The following is a 13,354-nucleotide window of genomic DNA, read 5'->3' as shown; positions in this document are numbered from 1 at the left end:
AGAGGGTTAGGGTGAGGGGCAATCGCATGCCTGCAACCATCACGACTTCACGTAGTTCGCGGTATTGTGCTTGTCCATGACGGTCTGGAAGCGGCGGGCGAAGGCGTCGTCAGCGAGCTTCTTGCGGCGCTGGATATCCTGCGTCGCCAGCATGTTCTTCTCGTGCATCTCCAGAAGGTCGCCGATATGGCGCTGGGCGGCCGAGCCGATGCCGGCCATGGTCTCTTCCGCGGCGGTATCGACCTGCGAGCCGAGCGTGTTGATCTTGTGGGCGACGTCCTGCTGCGCCGCCGTCTTCAGCGAATCCTCCAGCGCCTTGTAGAGCACGATGCGCTGCTCGGTATCGATGGTCAGCTTGTTGATCAGCGTGTTCTGCGCGGCGATCTGGTTGTTGAGCGAATCGACGAAGGTCTGGAACATCGAGCTGTAGCGCTCCAGCGTCTGGCTCTCGGCCAGAAGCTCCTGCTCCTTCGCCTGCATCTGGTTGTATTCGGTCGCCAGCGCCGAACGCTCGCCTTCCAGGTCCGTGCGGGTCTTCTGGTCCGTCGAGGCGGCGATGCGGTTCTCGAGGTCCATGAGGAGCGGGTTCAGCTCCTCGATGCGCTTCTGCGTCGCCTCCAGGTTCGACATCGTGCCCTTGCGGCGCTCGATCACCTGCACGAGGCTCGTCTCGGAGGTCTTGTAGCGCTGGTCGAGGATCGACTTCTGCTCCTTGAGGATGCCGACGATCGTGTCGGACTTGGAGAGTAGTTCCTGCAGATTGCCGGCGAGCGACATGTTACGCACGCGATCGGTGCGCATGCGCTGCATCTTCTGCTTGGAGAAGATGCCGATGAACTTCTCGTAGCCCGAATAGCTCTTCATGCTCTCGAATTCGGTGCCGAAGATATTCGTCGCATCCTCCAGTCCGATGATGAGGTCGGCGATATTGCCCTCCATCACCTTCTGCTGGGCGATGACATCCTGGATGCGCGCATTCTCGATGTCGAAATTGACGTCGCCGAGCTTGGTGTCCGCCTTGGCGAACTGTTCCAGCACGATGCCGGACTGTTCAAGCTTGCCGCGCATCTCGTTGACGACACTGCGGGTCTTGTCGATCTCCGCATCGAAATTCTGAAGTGTGGCCATTCTTGTCCCCTTGCACTCTCAACGGCAGACGTCCGCGCCGCCCGATTTATTCCATCGCGGCGACACTATACGATTTCGGACGGACAGGAACCCGCCCGAGGGTTTTCCCGCAGAACATGTGGGACACGGCCGACGCACCGCAAGATGGCCGGGGAATTTTTTCGCCGCACGGCCCGAACGGCCGTACCCGCCTCAATCGGCCTGCATGATGTCGTCCCAGTGCCGGCGACAATAGGAAACGTATTTGTCGTTGCCGCCGATCTCCACCTGCGCGCCCTCCTTCACCACCTTGCCGTCGGCACCGAGGCGCACGACCATCGTCGCCTTGCGGCCGCAATGGCAGATGGTGCGCACCTCGCGCAGCTCGTCGGCAAGGGCGAGCAGCGCCTGCGAGCCCGGAAAGAGCTTGCCCTGGAAATCCGTGCGCAGGCCATAGGCCATGACGGGGATATGCAACCGGTCGGCGACGCGGGCGAGTTGCCAGACCTGCGCCTCGGTAAGGAACTGCGCCTCGTCGACGAAGATGCAGGCGATCTCCTCTCCGCCGTCGCCGTTGAGGGTCTCGATATGCCGATAGAGGTCGTCGCTGCGGTCGAAGGCGATGGCGTCCGAGGAAAGGCCGATGCGCGAGGAGATGCGGCCCTGCCCGGCGCGGTCGTCGAAGGCGGCGATGAAGATCGCCGTGCGCATGCCGCGTTCGCGATAGTTGTAGGACGCCTGCAGGAGCAGCGTCGACTTGCCCGCGTTCATCGTCGCGTAACTGAAATAGAGCTTGGCCATGATTTTCTCCGTTCCCGCGTCATGGCCCGGCGGGACGCGTTTTTCCAGCCGCAAAGGCCTGAAAACCACAGAAAACAAAGGGGCCCATCCGTTGCGACATCCATGTGCAAAATTGCGAACAGGGCCGAAATTTATTGGACCTTTCAGAGGCTTCGGGCTACGCCAAGGCGCTTGAAAGCATGTCGTTTTGATGATTGGCTAAAACATAGTCATAAGGGGAGCAAAAACATGAAGACTGCATCACCATTGAAGATACTCCTTGCCGCTGCCGCATCCGTCCTCGCCCTCGGCGTTGCCAACGTTTCGGCCGCCGAAGCGGAAAGCTGTGGCAAGGTCCGGTTCTCGGACGTGGGCTGGACCGATATCACCGCCACCACCGCGACCGCGACCACCATCCTCAAGAGCCTCGGCTACGAGACGGAAGTCACCGTGCTTTCGGTTCCGGTCACCTATACCTCGCTCGGCAACAAGGACATCGACGTCTTCCTCGGCAACTGGATGCCGACCATGGAAGCCGACATCAAGCCGTTCCGCGACAACGGCACGGTCGAGACCGTGCGCGAGAACCTCGAGGGCGCGAAGTACACGCTCGCGACCAATGCCAAGGGCGCCGAGCTCGGCATCAAGGACTTCGGCGACATCGCCAAGCAGAAGGACGCGCTCGGCTCCAAGATCTACGGCATCGAGCCCGGCAATGACGGCAACCGCCTGATCATCGACATGGTCTCGGCCGGCAAGTTCGACCTCTCGGGCTTCGAGGTCGTCGAATCCTCCGAGCAAGGCATGCTGGCGGAAGTCGCCCGCGCCGAGCAGGAAGGCGCGCCGATCGTCTTCCTCGGCTGGGAACCCCACCCGATGAACGCCAACTTCAAGCTGACCTACCTTACCGGCGGCGACGACATCTTCGGGCCGAACTTCGGCGGCGCGACGATCTACACCAACGTGCGCCAGGGCTACACCACCGAATGCCCGAACGTCGGAAAGTTCCTGCAGAACCTCAAGTTCTCGCTGGAAATGGAAAACCAGATCATGGGCAAGATCCTGAACGACGGCCAGGATCCGGAAGCCGCAGCGACGGAATGGCTGAAGGCCAATCCGGCAGCCATCGAGCCGTGGCTCGCCGGCGTGACGACCAAGGACGGCAGCGGCGAGGCCCTGCCCGCCGCGAAGGCCGCGCTGGGTCTCTAATAGGCAAGAATAGGGCGGGGAGGAAACTTTCCCGCCCTTCTTCTCTCCGGATACTGCCCTTCCCGCAGACGTTTCGAAGAGACTTGAATCCGGATTTTTCGGAACCCGCTGCGTATCGTCAACTTTCAGCCAGGGGCTTGCTGCCGTGGATTGGCTCACCGTCTCAAAAATTCCGATCGGCCCGATCGCCAAGGACGTCGTCAGCTGGCTGACGACGAACGGCAAGGGCCTGTTCGATTTCCTGAAGGTCTTCCTGCAGGCCGGCATCGACGCCCTGCTCGTCCTCCTGCAGGGACCGTTCATCACCAGCCCCGGCGGCAAGCTCGCCTATGCGCTGTTCCTCATCGTCCTCGTGACGGGGGTGAGCTGGTATTTCCGCCGCTCGCTCGGCGTCGCCGTCTTCACCTTCCTCGGCCTGCTGCTCATCGTGAACCAGGGCTACTGGAAGGAGACGACGGAAACGCTGGCGCTCGTGCTGGCGGCGACCGGCGTCAGCATGGTCGTCGGCGTGCCGCTCGGCATCGCCGCCGCGCGCCGGCCGTGGTTCTACTCGATCCTGCGGCCGATCCTCGACCTCATGCAGACGATCCCGACCTTCGTCTACCTGATCCCGGCGCTCATCCTCTTCGGCCTCGGCATGGTGCCGGGCCTGATCGCCACCGTGATCTTCGCCATCCCCGCGCCGATCCGCCTCACGCGCCTCGGCATCATCTCGACGCCGCCCTCGCTGGTGGAGGCCGCCCAGGCCTTCGGCGCGACGCCCGGCCAGGTGCTGCGCAAGGTGGAGCTGCCCTTCGCCATGCCGCAGATCATGGCGGGCCTGACGCAGACCATCATGCTCTCGCTGTCGATGGTGGTCATCGCCGCGCTGGTCGGCGCCAAAGGCCTCGGCGTTCCGGTGGTGCGCGCGCTCAACACCGTGAACATCTCCATGGGCTTCGAGGCCGGCCTCTGTATCGTGATCCTCGCGATCATCCTCGACCGCCTGTTCCGCTCCTCCGACGAAGGAGACGCAAAATGACCGACGCCGTCGTCTTCAAGAACGTCTCCATCATCTTCGGCGACAATCCGCAAAGAGCGCTTGCACTGGCCGACGCCGGCAAATCGCGCGACGAGATCGGCGCGGAAACCGGGCTCGTGCTCGGCGTCGCCGACGCGACACTGTCGATCACCGAGGGCGAGATCCTCGTGCTGATGGGCCTTTCCGGCTCCGGCAAATCGACGCTGCTGCGCGCCGTCAACGGGCTCGCCCCGGTGGTGCGCGGCGAGGTGGAGGTCAAGGCCGGCAGCAGCAGCGTCGATCCCTACGGGGCGACGCAGAAGGCGCTGCGCGACTTCCGAATGCACACCGTCTCCATGGTGTTCCAGCAGTTCGCGCTGCTGCCCTGGCGCACCGTCGCGGACAATGTCGGCTTCGGCCTGGAGCTTGCCGGCGTGCCGGACAGCGAGCGCAAGGCGCGCGTCGCCGAGCAGCTCGAGTTGGTCAACCTCGCCAAATGGGCGGACCGCAAGGTGAACGAGCTGTCGGGCGGCATGCAGCAGCGCGTCGGCCTTGCCCGCGCCTTTGCCACCGGCGCGCCGATCCTGCTCATGGACGAGCCGTTCTCCGCGCTCGACCCGCTGATCCGCACGCGCCTGCAGGACGAGCTGCTGGAATTCCAGCGCCGGCTGAAGAAGACCATCATCTTCGTCAGCCACGACCTCGACGAGGCCTTCCGCATCGGCAACCGCATCGCCATCATGGAAGGCGGGCGGATCATCCAGTGCGGCACGCCGCAGGAGATCGTCAGGAGCCCGGCCAACCAGTATGTCGCGGACTTCGTGCAGAACATGAACCCGATCAACATGCTGACGGCCGGCGACGTCATGCAGCCCGGCGCCTCCGGCGACAATGGCGGCGTGACGGCGACCGCCACGCCGCAGACCCCGCTCGTCGACGTGCTCGACGCCATGGCCCGCACGCCCGGCCATGTCGGCGTCGTCGACAACGGCACGGTGATCGGCACGATCAACGCACAGGATATCGTGAACGGATTGACGCGGCACCGCCGGCGCGGCTGACAGCGGCCGCCGATAAGGCTAGACAGGGCGGCGCCCCTTGACGGGCGCTGCCTTTTTCATTGCCGCAAGCGGGAGCCGAAGACCATGACCGAGAAGGACAAGCCCAGCGTTCTGCGCGAAACGGACGACGACGCCCGCCGCCTCGCCCGCACCCTGCTGCGCTCGGCGCGAAGCTGCGCGCTCGCCGTGCTGGAGCCGGAAACTGGCGCCCCCTTTGCAAGCCGCACCCTGACGGGGACCGACACCGACGGAACGCCCGTCATCCTCGTCTCCGCCCTTTCGGTTCACACCCAGGCGCTGAGGGCCGACAGGCGGGCCTCGCTGCTGGCCGGCGAGCCCGGCAAGGGTGATCCCCTCGCCCATCCGCGCCTCACCGTCATCTGCGAGGCCGAGGAAATCCCGCGCGAAAGCGAGGCGCGCGCGGCGCTGCGCGAACGTTTCATCCGCCGTCATCCCAAGGCCAAGCTCTATGTCGATTTCCCCGACTTCACCTTCTTCCGCCTCGTGCCGCAGCGCGCCTTCCTCAATGGCGGTTTCGGCAAGGCCTTCCTGCTGACGGCCGAAGACCTCCTGATTCGCTCCCCCGCCCGCGCGGCCCTCGCCGCGATGGAAACCGGCGCCGTCGAGCACATGAACAGCGACCATGCGGAAGCCGCGAATGTTTATGCGCGCCACTATTGCGGCGCCAGGGACGGCGAATGGATCATCGTCGGCCTCGATGCGGCGGGAATCGACCTCGCGAGCAGTGACAAGTTAAGACGTTTCGAATATTCACATGAACTTGAAGACGCGAAGGAACTTCGCAGCGAGTTGGCACGTTTGCTCCGCGAGGCAAGAGCAACGGGCTGATCCGCAGAGCGCATGAATCCACTGTTCGCGTCTATCGTTTTTGGAGAAGAAACTTATAGCATTGCGTGCACCCCGACCCCTGATTTCTTGCCACTTGATGGGAAGGGTTTTGCTTATATGCTAACAAGCGGATTCACATAAAAGCACAAGTTTTGAAGCGGAAACGCCCAAAGGAGTTTCAAATGGACAAGATTTCAGACGCAGAGCACGCACAGGCCGAGGTCGCATCCGATTTCCTTTCCGCCATGGCGAATCCCAAGCGCCTGCTCATCCTCAAGGTTCTGGTGGAAGGCGAGATCGCCGTCGGTGCACTGGCAAACCAGGTCGGACTCAGCCAGTCCGCCCTTTCGCAGCACCTGTCGAAGCTGCGCGCGCAGAATCTCGTGACCACGCGCCGCGACGCCCAGACCATCTATTATTCCAGCAAGTCGGATGCGGTCATGACCATCCTCGACTCGCTGGACCGCATCTACAAGAAGGCCGGCGCCGCCGCGGAAAAGAAGCTCCGCATCGCCTGATCTCTTCCCGGCCGGTGATTCGCGACGCCCCGAATGCCCATTCGGGGCGTTTCGCCGTCAAAGGGCTGCTTGACGCCCCCCACTGCCTTGCTAATTTGACCATCGGGTAAAAATACCAGCCGGGACGGCCCCCGCATTCAATGGCCGTGGGAGAGATCGCATGTCCAACCGCCTCAACACCCCCAACGATCTGCGCGCCTTCTGGATGCCCTTCACGGCGAACCGACAGTTCAAGAAGGAGCCGCGCCTTTTCGTCGGCGCCAAGGACATGTACTACACCACCCATGACGGCCGCCAGGTACTCGACGGCACGGCGGGCCTGTGGTGCGTGAATGCCGGCCACTGCCGGCCGAAGATCACCGAGGCGATCCGCGAGCAGGCCGGCGAGCTCGACTATGCGCCCGCCTTCCAGCTCGGCCATCCCAAGGCCTTCGAGCTCGCCAACCGCCTCGTCGACATCGCCCCGGAAGGCATGGACCACGTCCTCTACACCAATTCCGGTTCCGAATCGGTCGAGACCGCGCTGAAGGTGGCGCTCGCCTATCACCGCGCCAAGGGCGACGGCTCGCGCTTCCGCCTGGTCGGCCGCGAGCGCGGCTATCACGGCGTCAATTTCGGCGGCATCTCCGTCGGCGGCATCGTCTCCAACCGCAAGATGTTCGGCACGCTGCTGACCGGCGTCGACCACATGCCGCACACCCACTTCCCGGACAAGAACGCCTTCTCGCGCGGCGAGCCGGAGCATGGCGGCGACATTGCCAGCGAACTCCAGCGCATCATCACCCTGCATGACGCCTCGACCATCGCGGCCGTCATCGTCGAACCGGTCGCCGGCTCGACGGGCGTCCTCATCCCGCCGAAGGGCTACCTCCAGAAGCTGCGCGAGATCTGCACACAGCACGGCATCCTCCTGATCTTCGACGAAGTCATTACCGGCTTCGGCCGCCTCGGCGCGCCCTTCGCCGCGCAGTATTTCGACGTGAAGCCGGATATCATCACCACCGCCAAGGGCCTCACCAACGGCGTGATCCCGATGGGCGCGGTCTTCGTGACGTCGGAAATCCACGACGCCTTCATGAACGGCCCGGAACACATGATCGAGTTCTTCCACGGCTATACCTATTCCGGCAACCCGATCGCCTGCGCCGCCGCCCTCGGCACCCTCGACACCTACAAGGAAGAGGGCCTTCTGACCCGCGCCAGCGAGCTTGCCTCCTATTGGGAAGAGGGCCTGCACTCGCTGAAGGATTGCCCGAACGTCATCGACATCCGCAATGTCGGCCTGATCGGCGCCGTCGAACTCGCCTCCATCCCCGGCGAGCCGACCAAGCGCGCCTTCAACGCCTTCCTCAAGGCCTATGAGAAGGGCCTGCTCATCCGCACGACGGGCGACATCATCGCCCTCTCCCCGCCGCTCATCATCGAGAAGCCGCAGATCGACGAACTGTTCGGCAAGCTGCGCGAGGTCCTGCAGAACAATATCTGATCCGGCATGCCGGGCAGACGGAAATGGCGGCTCCGGCCGCCATTCATGTTTCTCGCCGGTACGGGATGGCTCTTGCCCCTCACCCTCACCCTCACCCTCACCCTCACCCTCACCCTAACCCTCTCCCCGCAAGCGGGGAGAGGGGACGTGCCCCACGCGGCGCTGGAGATTTTGGAAAACAGTTCGGCATATTCCTTCTCCCCGCCTGCGGGGAGAAGGTGGCCGGCAGGCCGGATGAGGAGCAGGCGGCACATGCCGCTATCGACCGCCGCTCTTGCAAGTCCGCCCCGTTCGGCGCAATTGTGCGGCCACCACGACGAGGGCCAGCCGATGCCGACCATGACCCGCATAGCGAACGAATTCCTCTCCATCGAGATCTCCGCCCTCGGCGCCGAGATGCAATCGGCGACGACGCGCGACGGGGCGAATTGGCTGTGGAACGGCGACGACGCCTTCTGGACCGGCCGCTCGCCGGTCCTGTTCCCCATCGTCGGCAAGGCGCCGGACGATACGCTGCTGATCGACGGCAAGCCCTATCCGATGGCGCAGCACGGCTTTGCCCGCCGGCGGGAATTCTCGCTCGAGGCAGCGGAGGAGAGCGCCTGCCGTTACGTGCTGGAAGCATCGGAGGAAACCCGCGCTACCTATCCCTTCGATTTCCGGCTTACCGTCGAACACCGCCTGGATGGCCCGGCGCTGACCGTCTCCGCCGAAGTGGAAAACCGCGGCGCCGTCCCCATGCCCTTCGGCTGCGGCTTCCACCCCGCCTTCGTCTGGCCCCTGCCGGGCGCCGCCGGCCGGCCGCACACCGTCACGCTCGACAATGGAGGAGAACCCGAGCGCCAGCCGCTGGAAAAGGGCCTCCTCTCACCCCACCGGCTCCCCTCGCCTTTCAGCGGCGGCCGGCTGACGCTCGCCCATGCGCTCTTCGACAACGACGCCCTCGTCTTCCCGCAGGGAGCCGGCACCGGCCTCACCTACGCCGCCGAGGATGGCCCAACGCTGCGCTTCCGTTTCGAAAACCTGCCGAACCTCGCGCTCTGGACCAAGCCCGGCGCGCCCTTCCTCTGCATCGAGCCATGGCACGGCACGGCCGCCGAATATGGCGGCGCGCGCGAACTGAAGGACCGGCCCTTCACCACCCTGCTTGCCGCAGGCGGGCACACACGCTTCGCCTTCACGGTGACTTTCCCGCACTGAAGATTCGCCGTCTGGCCCTTTCTTCCTGCCGCGGCGGGACCAGAGCATTTCCAGCAAAAGTGCGAAGCGGTTTTGCCTAGGGAAATGCGGCAAACAAAGAGTTGGAGCGTTTTCGCGATTCGGAGAAAAGCGGAAATGCTCTAGAGTCTGCGAAAAGGGATTCGGAGACCAGCCATGACCGACTTGGAACGCTTCATCGACCAGGGAACCGGCCGCGAGCCTGCCGACATCGTACTCAAGGGCGGGCAGTTCTTCGACCTCGTGACGGGCGAGCTCGTCGCCTCCGACATCGCCATCTGCGGCGACCGTATCGTCGGCACCTGCGGCGAATACAAGGGCCGCAGGGAAATCGACATCACCGGCCGCATCGTCGTACCCGGCTTCATCGATACGCATCTCCACATCGAATCCTCGCTGGTAACGCCGCACGAATTCGATCGCTGCGTGCTGCCCTACGGCGTCACCACCGTCATCTGCGATCCGCACGAGATCGCCAACGTGCTCGGCACCGAGGGCATCCAGTTCTTCCTCGACAGTGCGATGGAAACGATCATGGATATCCGCGTGCAGCTTTCGAGCTGCGTGCCGGCGACGCATCTGGAAACCTCCGGCGCCGACCTGCCGATCGAGCGGCTTCTGCCGTTCCGCGACCATCCCAAGGTCATCGGCCTTGCGGAATTCATGAATTTCCCGGGCGTCATCCACAAGGACCCCGTCTGCCTCGCCAAGCTGGAAGCCTTCCAGGGCGGCCATATCGACGGCCATGCGCCGCTCCTTCGCGGCAATGACCTCAACGGCTACCTCTCCGCCGGCATTCGCACCGAGCACGAATGCACGACGGCCGAAGAGGCCCTGGAGAAGATTCGCAAGGGCATGCATATCCTCATCCGCGAGGGCTCCGTCTCCAAGGACCTGCACGCCCTGATGCCGATCCTCACCGAACGGCTCTCGCCCTTCCTCGCGCTCTGCACCGATGACCGCAACCCGCTCGACATCGCCGAACAGGGCCATCTCGACTACATGATCCGCACGGCCATCGCCCACGGCCGCGCCCCGCTCGCCGTCTACCGCGCCGCCTCCATCTCCGCGGCGAAGGCCTTCGGTCTGCGCGACCGCGGCCTCGTCGCCCCCGGCTGGCGAGCCGACCTCGTCGTCGTCGATACGCTGGAGAACTGCAAGGCCGGAATGGTCTTCTGCGCCGGCCGCAAGGTGGACGACGCACTCTTCGCGACCCGCAAGGCGGTGGAGCCGGTCGGCCTCGACAGCGTCAAGGCACGCCCCGTCAGCGCCGCGCATTTCGCCGTTCCCGTCACGGAGGGCGAGACCCCGGTCATCGGCGTCCTGCCCGGCAAGATCATCACCGAGCACCGCCGCTACCGCCTGCCGGCGAGCGGCAACCAGACCGCCGTCGACCTCGCGCAAGACATCATCAAGGTCGCCGTCATCGAGCGCCACGGCAAGAACGGCAACCACGCCAACGGCTTCGTGCAGGGCTTCGGCCTGAAGAAGGGCGCCATCGCCTCGACGGTCGGGCACGACAGCCACAATATCTGCGTCGTCGGCGTCGACGAGGACGACATGGCGCTCGCGGCAAACCGCCTCGGCGAGATCAAGGGCGGCTTCGTCGTGGTGGAGAACGGCAAGGTCACCGGCGAGATCGCTCTCCCCGTCGCCGGCCTGATGAGCCTCGAACCCTACGAGGCCGTGCGCGACACCCTGCACCACCTGCGCCAGGCCGCCTTCGCCCTTGGCGCCACGCTGGAAGAGCCCTTCCTCCAGCTCGCCTTCCTGCCGCTGCCGGTCATCCCGCATCTGAAGATTTCGGACAGGGGGATGGTGGATGTGGATCGGTTCGCGCTGATCGGGTGAGGTCGTGAATGCCGGTCGTCTTCCGCCACCAGAACCTCACCTTCTTCTTCTATTCGAACGAAGGCGACCCACGTGAGCCGGTTCACGTTCATGTCCGGGCCGGCGGCGCGATCGCGAAAATCTGGCTTGAGCCGCTGATCGGCATCGCGGAGAGCCGCGGCTTCAACAGCAGGGAACTGTCTGCTATCCTGCGTCTTGTCGCAGAGCGCAGACATCTCATCGAGAAGACGTGGCATGAATATTTCAGCAACTGAAATCCGTTTCGACGACGATACGATGTGGGTATCCCTCGATGACGGCCGGACGCTGGGCATTCCGCTGGCCTGGTTCCCCCGCCTCCTCACGGCAGACAAGGCATCCCGGCTCGCTTATGAACTCAGTCCCGGCGGGATACACTGGGATGCGCTTGACGAAGATATCTCCATCGCCGGCCTGCTCGCAGGCCGTGGCGACCAGACGGTGAAGCGCCCAGCCGCCTGATCCTTCACAGCCGTACGCAGGCCATGTCCAGCGCGTCCAGCTCGATCGTCCCGTCCTTCAGCTTCGCACCGAAGCCGGGGACCGGCAGCGGCTCGCCGAGCTTCAGCGATTTCGCCGGCACGAATTCCGCCTTCTCGCGCGTCAGGTTGAAGACGAAGAGCAGCTTCTCGCCGGCCTTCTCGCGGGTGAAGGCGAGGATGTCGTGGTTGGAATGGAGGAAGGACATGTCGCCGTCGTGCAGCGTCTCGTGCTCCTTTCGGAAGGCGAGCGTCGCGCGGTAATGGTTGAGTACGGAGCCGGCGATCTTCTCCTGCGTATCGACCGCAAGGCGGGCATGGTCTTCCGGCACCGGCAGCCAGGGCTTGGCTGTGCTGAAGCCGGCATGGGCCTCGCCGCGCTGCCAGGGCATCGGGGTGCGGCATCCGTCGCGGCCCTTGAAGGCCGGCCAGAAGCGGATGCCATAGGGATCGCGCAGGTCCTCGAAGGCGAGCTCGGCTTCCGTAAGGCCCAGTTCTTCCCCCTGATAGAGGCAGATCGAGCCGCGCAGCGTCGAAAGCAGGGTGATCGCCAGCTTGGCGACGCGCTCGCGCTCCTCCGGCGCATGGATGAAGCGGCTGACATGGCGGTCGACATCGTGGTTGGAGAAGGCCCAGCAGACCCAGCCGTCCTCCACCGCCCGCTGGAAGCTCTGCACGCATTTGCGGATATGGTCGGCCGTGAAATCCGGCCCGAGCAGGTCGAACGTGTAGCACATGTTCAGCTTGTCGCCGCCGCTCGTATACTCGGCGACCGTCTTCAGCGAGCGCGCGCCGTCGCCGACCTCGCCCACCGTCATGCGCCCCTCGTATTCGTCGAGCAGCGCGCGGAAGCGCTTGAGGAAATCGACATTCTCCGGCTGCGTCTTGTCGTAGCGATGCGTCTGCATGCCGTAGGGGTTCACGTCCGGCGCATCGAGGCCGATCTCGTCCGGGTTCGGCTCGTGGGGCGGGTTGTCGCGCAGCTTCCTGTCGTGGAAATAGAAGTTCACCGTGTCGAGACGGAAGCCGTCCACGCCGCGGTCGAGCCAGAAGCGCACCGTCGACAGCAGCGCATCCTGTACGGCTTTGTTGTGGAAGTTGAGGTCCGGCTGCGAGGTCAGGAAGTTGTGCATGTAATATTGCTTGCGCACGCCGTCCCATTCCCAGCCCGGCCCGCCGAAGATCGACAGCCAGTTGTTGGGCGCCGTGCCGTCGGGCTTCGGATCGGCCCAGACATACCAGTCCGCCTTCGGGTTCGACCGGCTGGACCGGCTCTCGACAAACCAGGGATGCTGGTCGGACGTGTGCGAGATCACCTGGTCGATGACGACCTTCATGCCGAGGCGATGGGCCTCGGCCAGCATCGCGTCGAAATCCGCCAGCGTGCCGAACATCGGATCGACATCGCAATAGTCCGAAACGTCATAGCCCATATCCGCCATCGGCGACTTGAAGAAGGGCGAAAGCCAGATGGCGTCGACGCCGAGCGAGGCGATGTGCCCGAGCCGCCTGGTGATGCCCCTGAGGTCGCCCATGCCATCGCCGGTCGTGTCCTGGAACGAGCGGGGATAGACCTGGTAGATGACCGCGCCGCGCCACCAGTCGTCGGCCTTCTTGCGGGGCTTCGTCATGCGTTCTTGCTCCGGTTCCTGTTGCTCCGGGCAAGATGTAACGCGCGTCCCGTGCAGCGTAAACGGGCGGCAGCCGGATTTTTCGACGGTTGACGAAAGGCGGGCCGGTCTGGATGATGTCGGCAAATTCCATAGAGAAGGTTGCCG

Annotated in this window: 13 protein-coding genes; 10 read left to right on the top strand and 3 right to left on the bottom strand. The window is 64.3% G+C overall.

Annotated elements, in window-relative coordinates; genetic code table 11:
* Positions 1-39: 39 nt before the first annotated feature.
* Positions 40-1,128, bottom strand: coding sequence for a hypothetical protein (locus DSD28_RS13680; RefSeq protein WP_119256965.1), 1,089 nt, complete (start codon positions 1,126-1,128; stop codon positions 40-42).
* A 192-nt stretch (positions 1,129-1,320) separates the two neighbouring features.
* Positions 1,321-1,908: a thymidine kinase gene (locus tag DSD28_RS13675; protein WP_119256964.1), complete on the bottom strand. Its 588-nt coding sequence runs from the start codon at positions 1,906-1,908 to the stop codon at positions 1,321-1,323.
* 228 nt (positions 1,909-2,136) lie between these two features.
* Here DSD28_RS13675 and DSD28_RS13670 point away from each other — a divergent pair, with 228 nt between their 5' ends.
* From DSD28_RS13670 to DSD28_RS13625, 10 genes are all read left to right on the top strand, one after another.
* Positions 2,137-3,096: a choline ABC transporter substrate-binding protein gene (locus DSD28_RS13670; protein WP_119256963.1), complete on the top strand. Its 960-nt coding sequence runs from the start codon at positions 2,137-2,139 to the stop codon at positions 3,094-3,096.
* 145 nt (positions 3,097-3,241) lie between these two features.
* Positions 3,242-4,117: a choline ABC transporter permease subunit gene (gene choW, locus DSD28_RS13665; protein ID WP_119256962.1), complete on the top strand. Its 876-nt coding sequence runs from the start codon at positions 3,242-3,244 to the stop codon at positions 4,115-4,117.
* Positions 4,114-5,157: a choline ABC transporter ATP-binding protein gene (choV, locus tag DSD28_RS13660; RefSeq protein ID WP_119256961.1), complete on the top strand. Its 1,044-nt coding sequence runs from the start codon at positions 4,114-4,116 to the stop codon at positions 5,155-5,157. The genes choW and choV overlap by 4 nt, the downstream gene beginning before the upstream one ends.
* Before the next feature lie 84 nt (positions 5,158-5,241).
* On the top strand, positions 5,242-6,006 hold the full coding sequence (locus DSD28_RS13655) for a HugZ family protein (RefSeq protein WP_119256960.1): 765 nt from the start codon (positions 5,242-5,244) through the stop codon (positions 6,004-6,006).
* Positions 6,007-6,188: 182 nt separating this feature from the next.
* Positions 6,189-6,524: an ArsR/SmtB family transcription factor gene (locus DSD28_RS13650; protein ID WP_119256959.1), complete on the top strand. Its 336-nt coding sequence runs from the start codon at positions 6,189-6,191 to the stop codon at positions 6,522-6,524.
* Between the two features lie 160 nt (positions 6,525-6,684).
* Positions 6,685-8,010 (top strand): aspartate aminotransferase family protein, encoded by a 1,326-nt coding sequence (locus DSD28_RS13645; RefSeq protein ID WP_119256958.1) that lies wholly within the window; start codon positions 6,685-6,687, stop codon positions 8,008-8,010.
* 330 nt (positions 8,011-8,340) lie between these two features.
* The gene (locus DSD28_RS13640; RefSeq protein WP_119256957.1) at positions 8,341-9,210 is read left to right on the top strand and encodes an aldose 1-epimerase family protein; all 870 of its coding nucleotides are present in this window, start codon (positions 8,341-8,343) and stop codon (positions 9,208-9,210) included.
* Positions 9,211-9,384: 174 nt separating this feature from the next.
* The gene (gene ade / locus DSD28_RS13635; RefSeq protein WP_119256956.1) at positions 9,385-11,079 is read left to right on the top strand and encodes an adenine deaminase; all 1,695 of its coding nucleotides are present in this window, start codon (positions 9,385-9,387) and stop codon (positions 11,077-11,079) included.
* Positions 11,080-11,087: 8 nt separating this feature from the next.
* Complete coding sequence (locus DSD28_RS13630; protein WP_119256955.1) at positions 11,088-11,333, top strand: DUF4160 domain-containing protein; 246 nt, start codon at positions 11,088-11,090, stop codon at positions 11,331-11,333.
* Complete coding sequence (locus DSD28_RS13625) at positions 11,314-11,559, top strand: DUF2442 domain-containing protein (RefSeq protein WP_119256954.1); 246 nt, start codon at positions 11,314-11,316, stop codon at positions 11,557-11,559. The genes DSD28_RS13630 and DSD28_RS13625 overlap by 20 nt, the downstream gene beginning before the upstream one ends.
* A gap of 4 nt (positions 11,560-11,563) precedes the next feature.
* Here the strand turns inward: DSD28_RS13625 and DSD28_RS13620 are convergent, their stop codons facing one another.
* Positions 11,564-13,207 (bottom strand): alpha-glucosidase, encoded by a 1,644-nt coding sequence (locus DSD28_RS13620; protein ID WP_119256953.1) that lies wholly within the window; start codon positions 13,205-13,207, stop codon positions 11,564-11,566.
* Between the last annotated feature and the right edge of the window lie 147 nt (positions 13,208-13,354).

This window comes from Shinella zoogloeoides, assembly GCF_003574625.1.
Classification (GTDB): Bacteria; Pseudomonadota; Alphaproteobacteria; order Rhizobiales; family Rhizobiaceae; genus Shinella; species Shinella zoogloeoides_A.
The sequence above is the reverse complement of the archived record's forward strand: the minus strand, read 5'-3'. Positions and strand labels throughout refer to the sequence as shown.

Excerpts from the sequence above, each read along its gene's own strand:
- DSD28_RS13680 (WP_119256965.1), bottom strand. The coding sequence starts at position 1,128 with ATGGCCACACTTCAGAATTTCGATGCGGAGATCGACAAGACCCGCAGT.
- DSD28_RS13675 (WP_119256964.1), bottom strand. The coding sequence starts at position 1,908 with ATGGCCAAGCTCTATTTCAGTTACGCGACGATGAACGCGGGCAAGTCG.
- DSD28_RS13670 (WP_119256963.1), top strand. The coding sequence starts at position 2,137 with ATGAAGACTGCATCACCATTGAAGATACTCCTTGCCGCTGCCGCATCC.
- choV (WP_119256961.1), top strand. The coding sequence starts at position 4,114 with ATGACCGACGCCGTCGTCTTCAAGAACGTCTCCATCATCTTCGGCGAC.
- DSD28_RS13655 (WP_119256960.1), top strand. The coding sequence starts at position 5,242 with ATGACCGAGAAGGACAAGCCCAGCGTTCTGCGCGAAACGGACGACGAC.
- DSD28_RS13650 (WP_119256959.1), top strand. The coding sequence starts at position 6,189 with ATGGACAAGATTTCAGACGCAGAGCACGCACAGGCCGAGGTCGCATCC.
- DSD28_RS13645 (WP_119256958.1), top strand. The coding sequence starts at position 6,685 with ATGTCCAACCGCCTCAACACCCCCAACGATCTGCGCGCCTTCTGGATG.
- DSD28_RS13640 (WP_119256957.1), top strand. The coding sequence starts at position 8,341 with ATGCCGACCATGACCCGCATAGCGAACGAATTCCTCTCCATCGAGATC.
- ade (WP_119256956.1), top strand. The coding sequence starts at position 9,385 with ATGACCGACTTGGAACGCTTCATCGACCAGGGAACCGGCCGCGAGCCT.
- DSD28_RS13630 (WP_119256955.1), top strand. The coding sequence starts at position 11,088 with ATGCCGGTCGTCTTCCGCCACCAGAACCTCACCTTCTTCTTCTATTCG.
- DSD28_RS13625 (WP_119256954.1), top strand. The coding sequence starts at position 11,314 with ATGAATATTTCAGCAACTGAAATCCGTTTCGACGACGATACGATGTGG.
- DSD28_RS13620 (WP_119256953.1), bottom strand. The coding sequence starts at position 13,207 with ATGACGAAGCCCCGCAAGAAGGCCGACGACTGGTGGCGCGGCGCGGTC.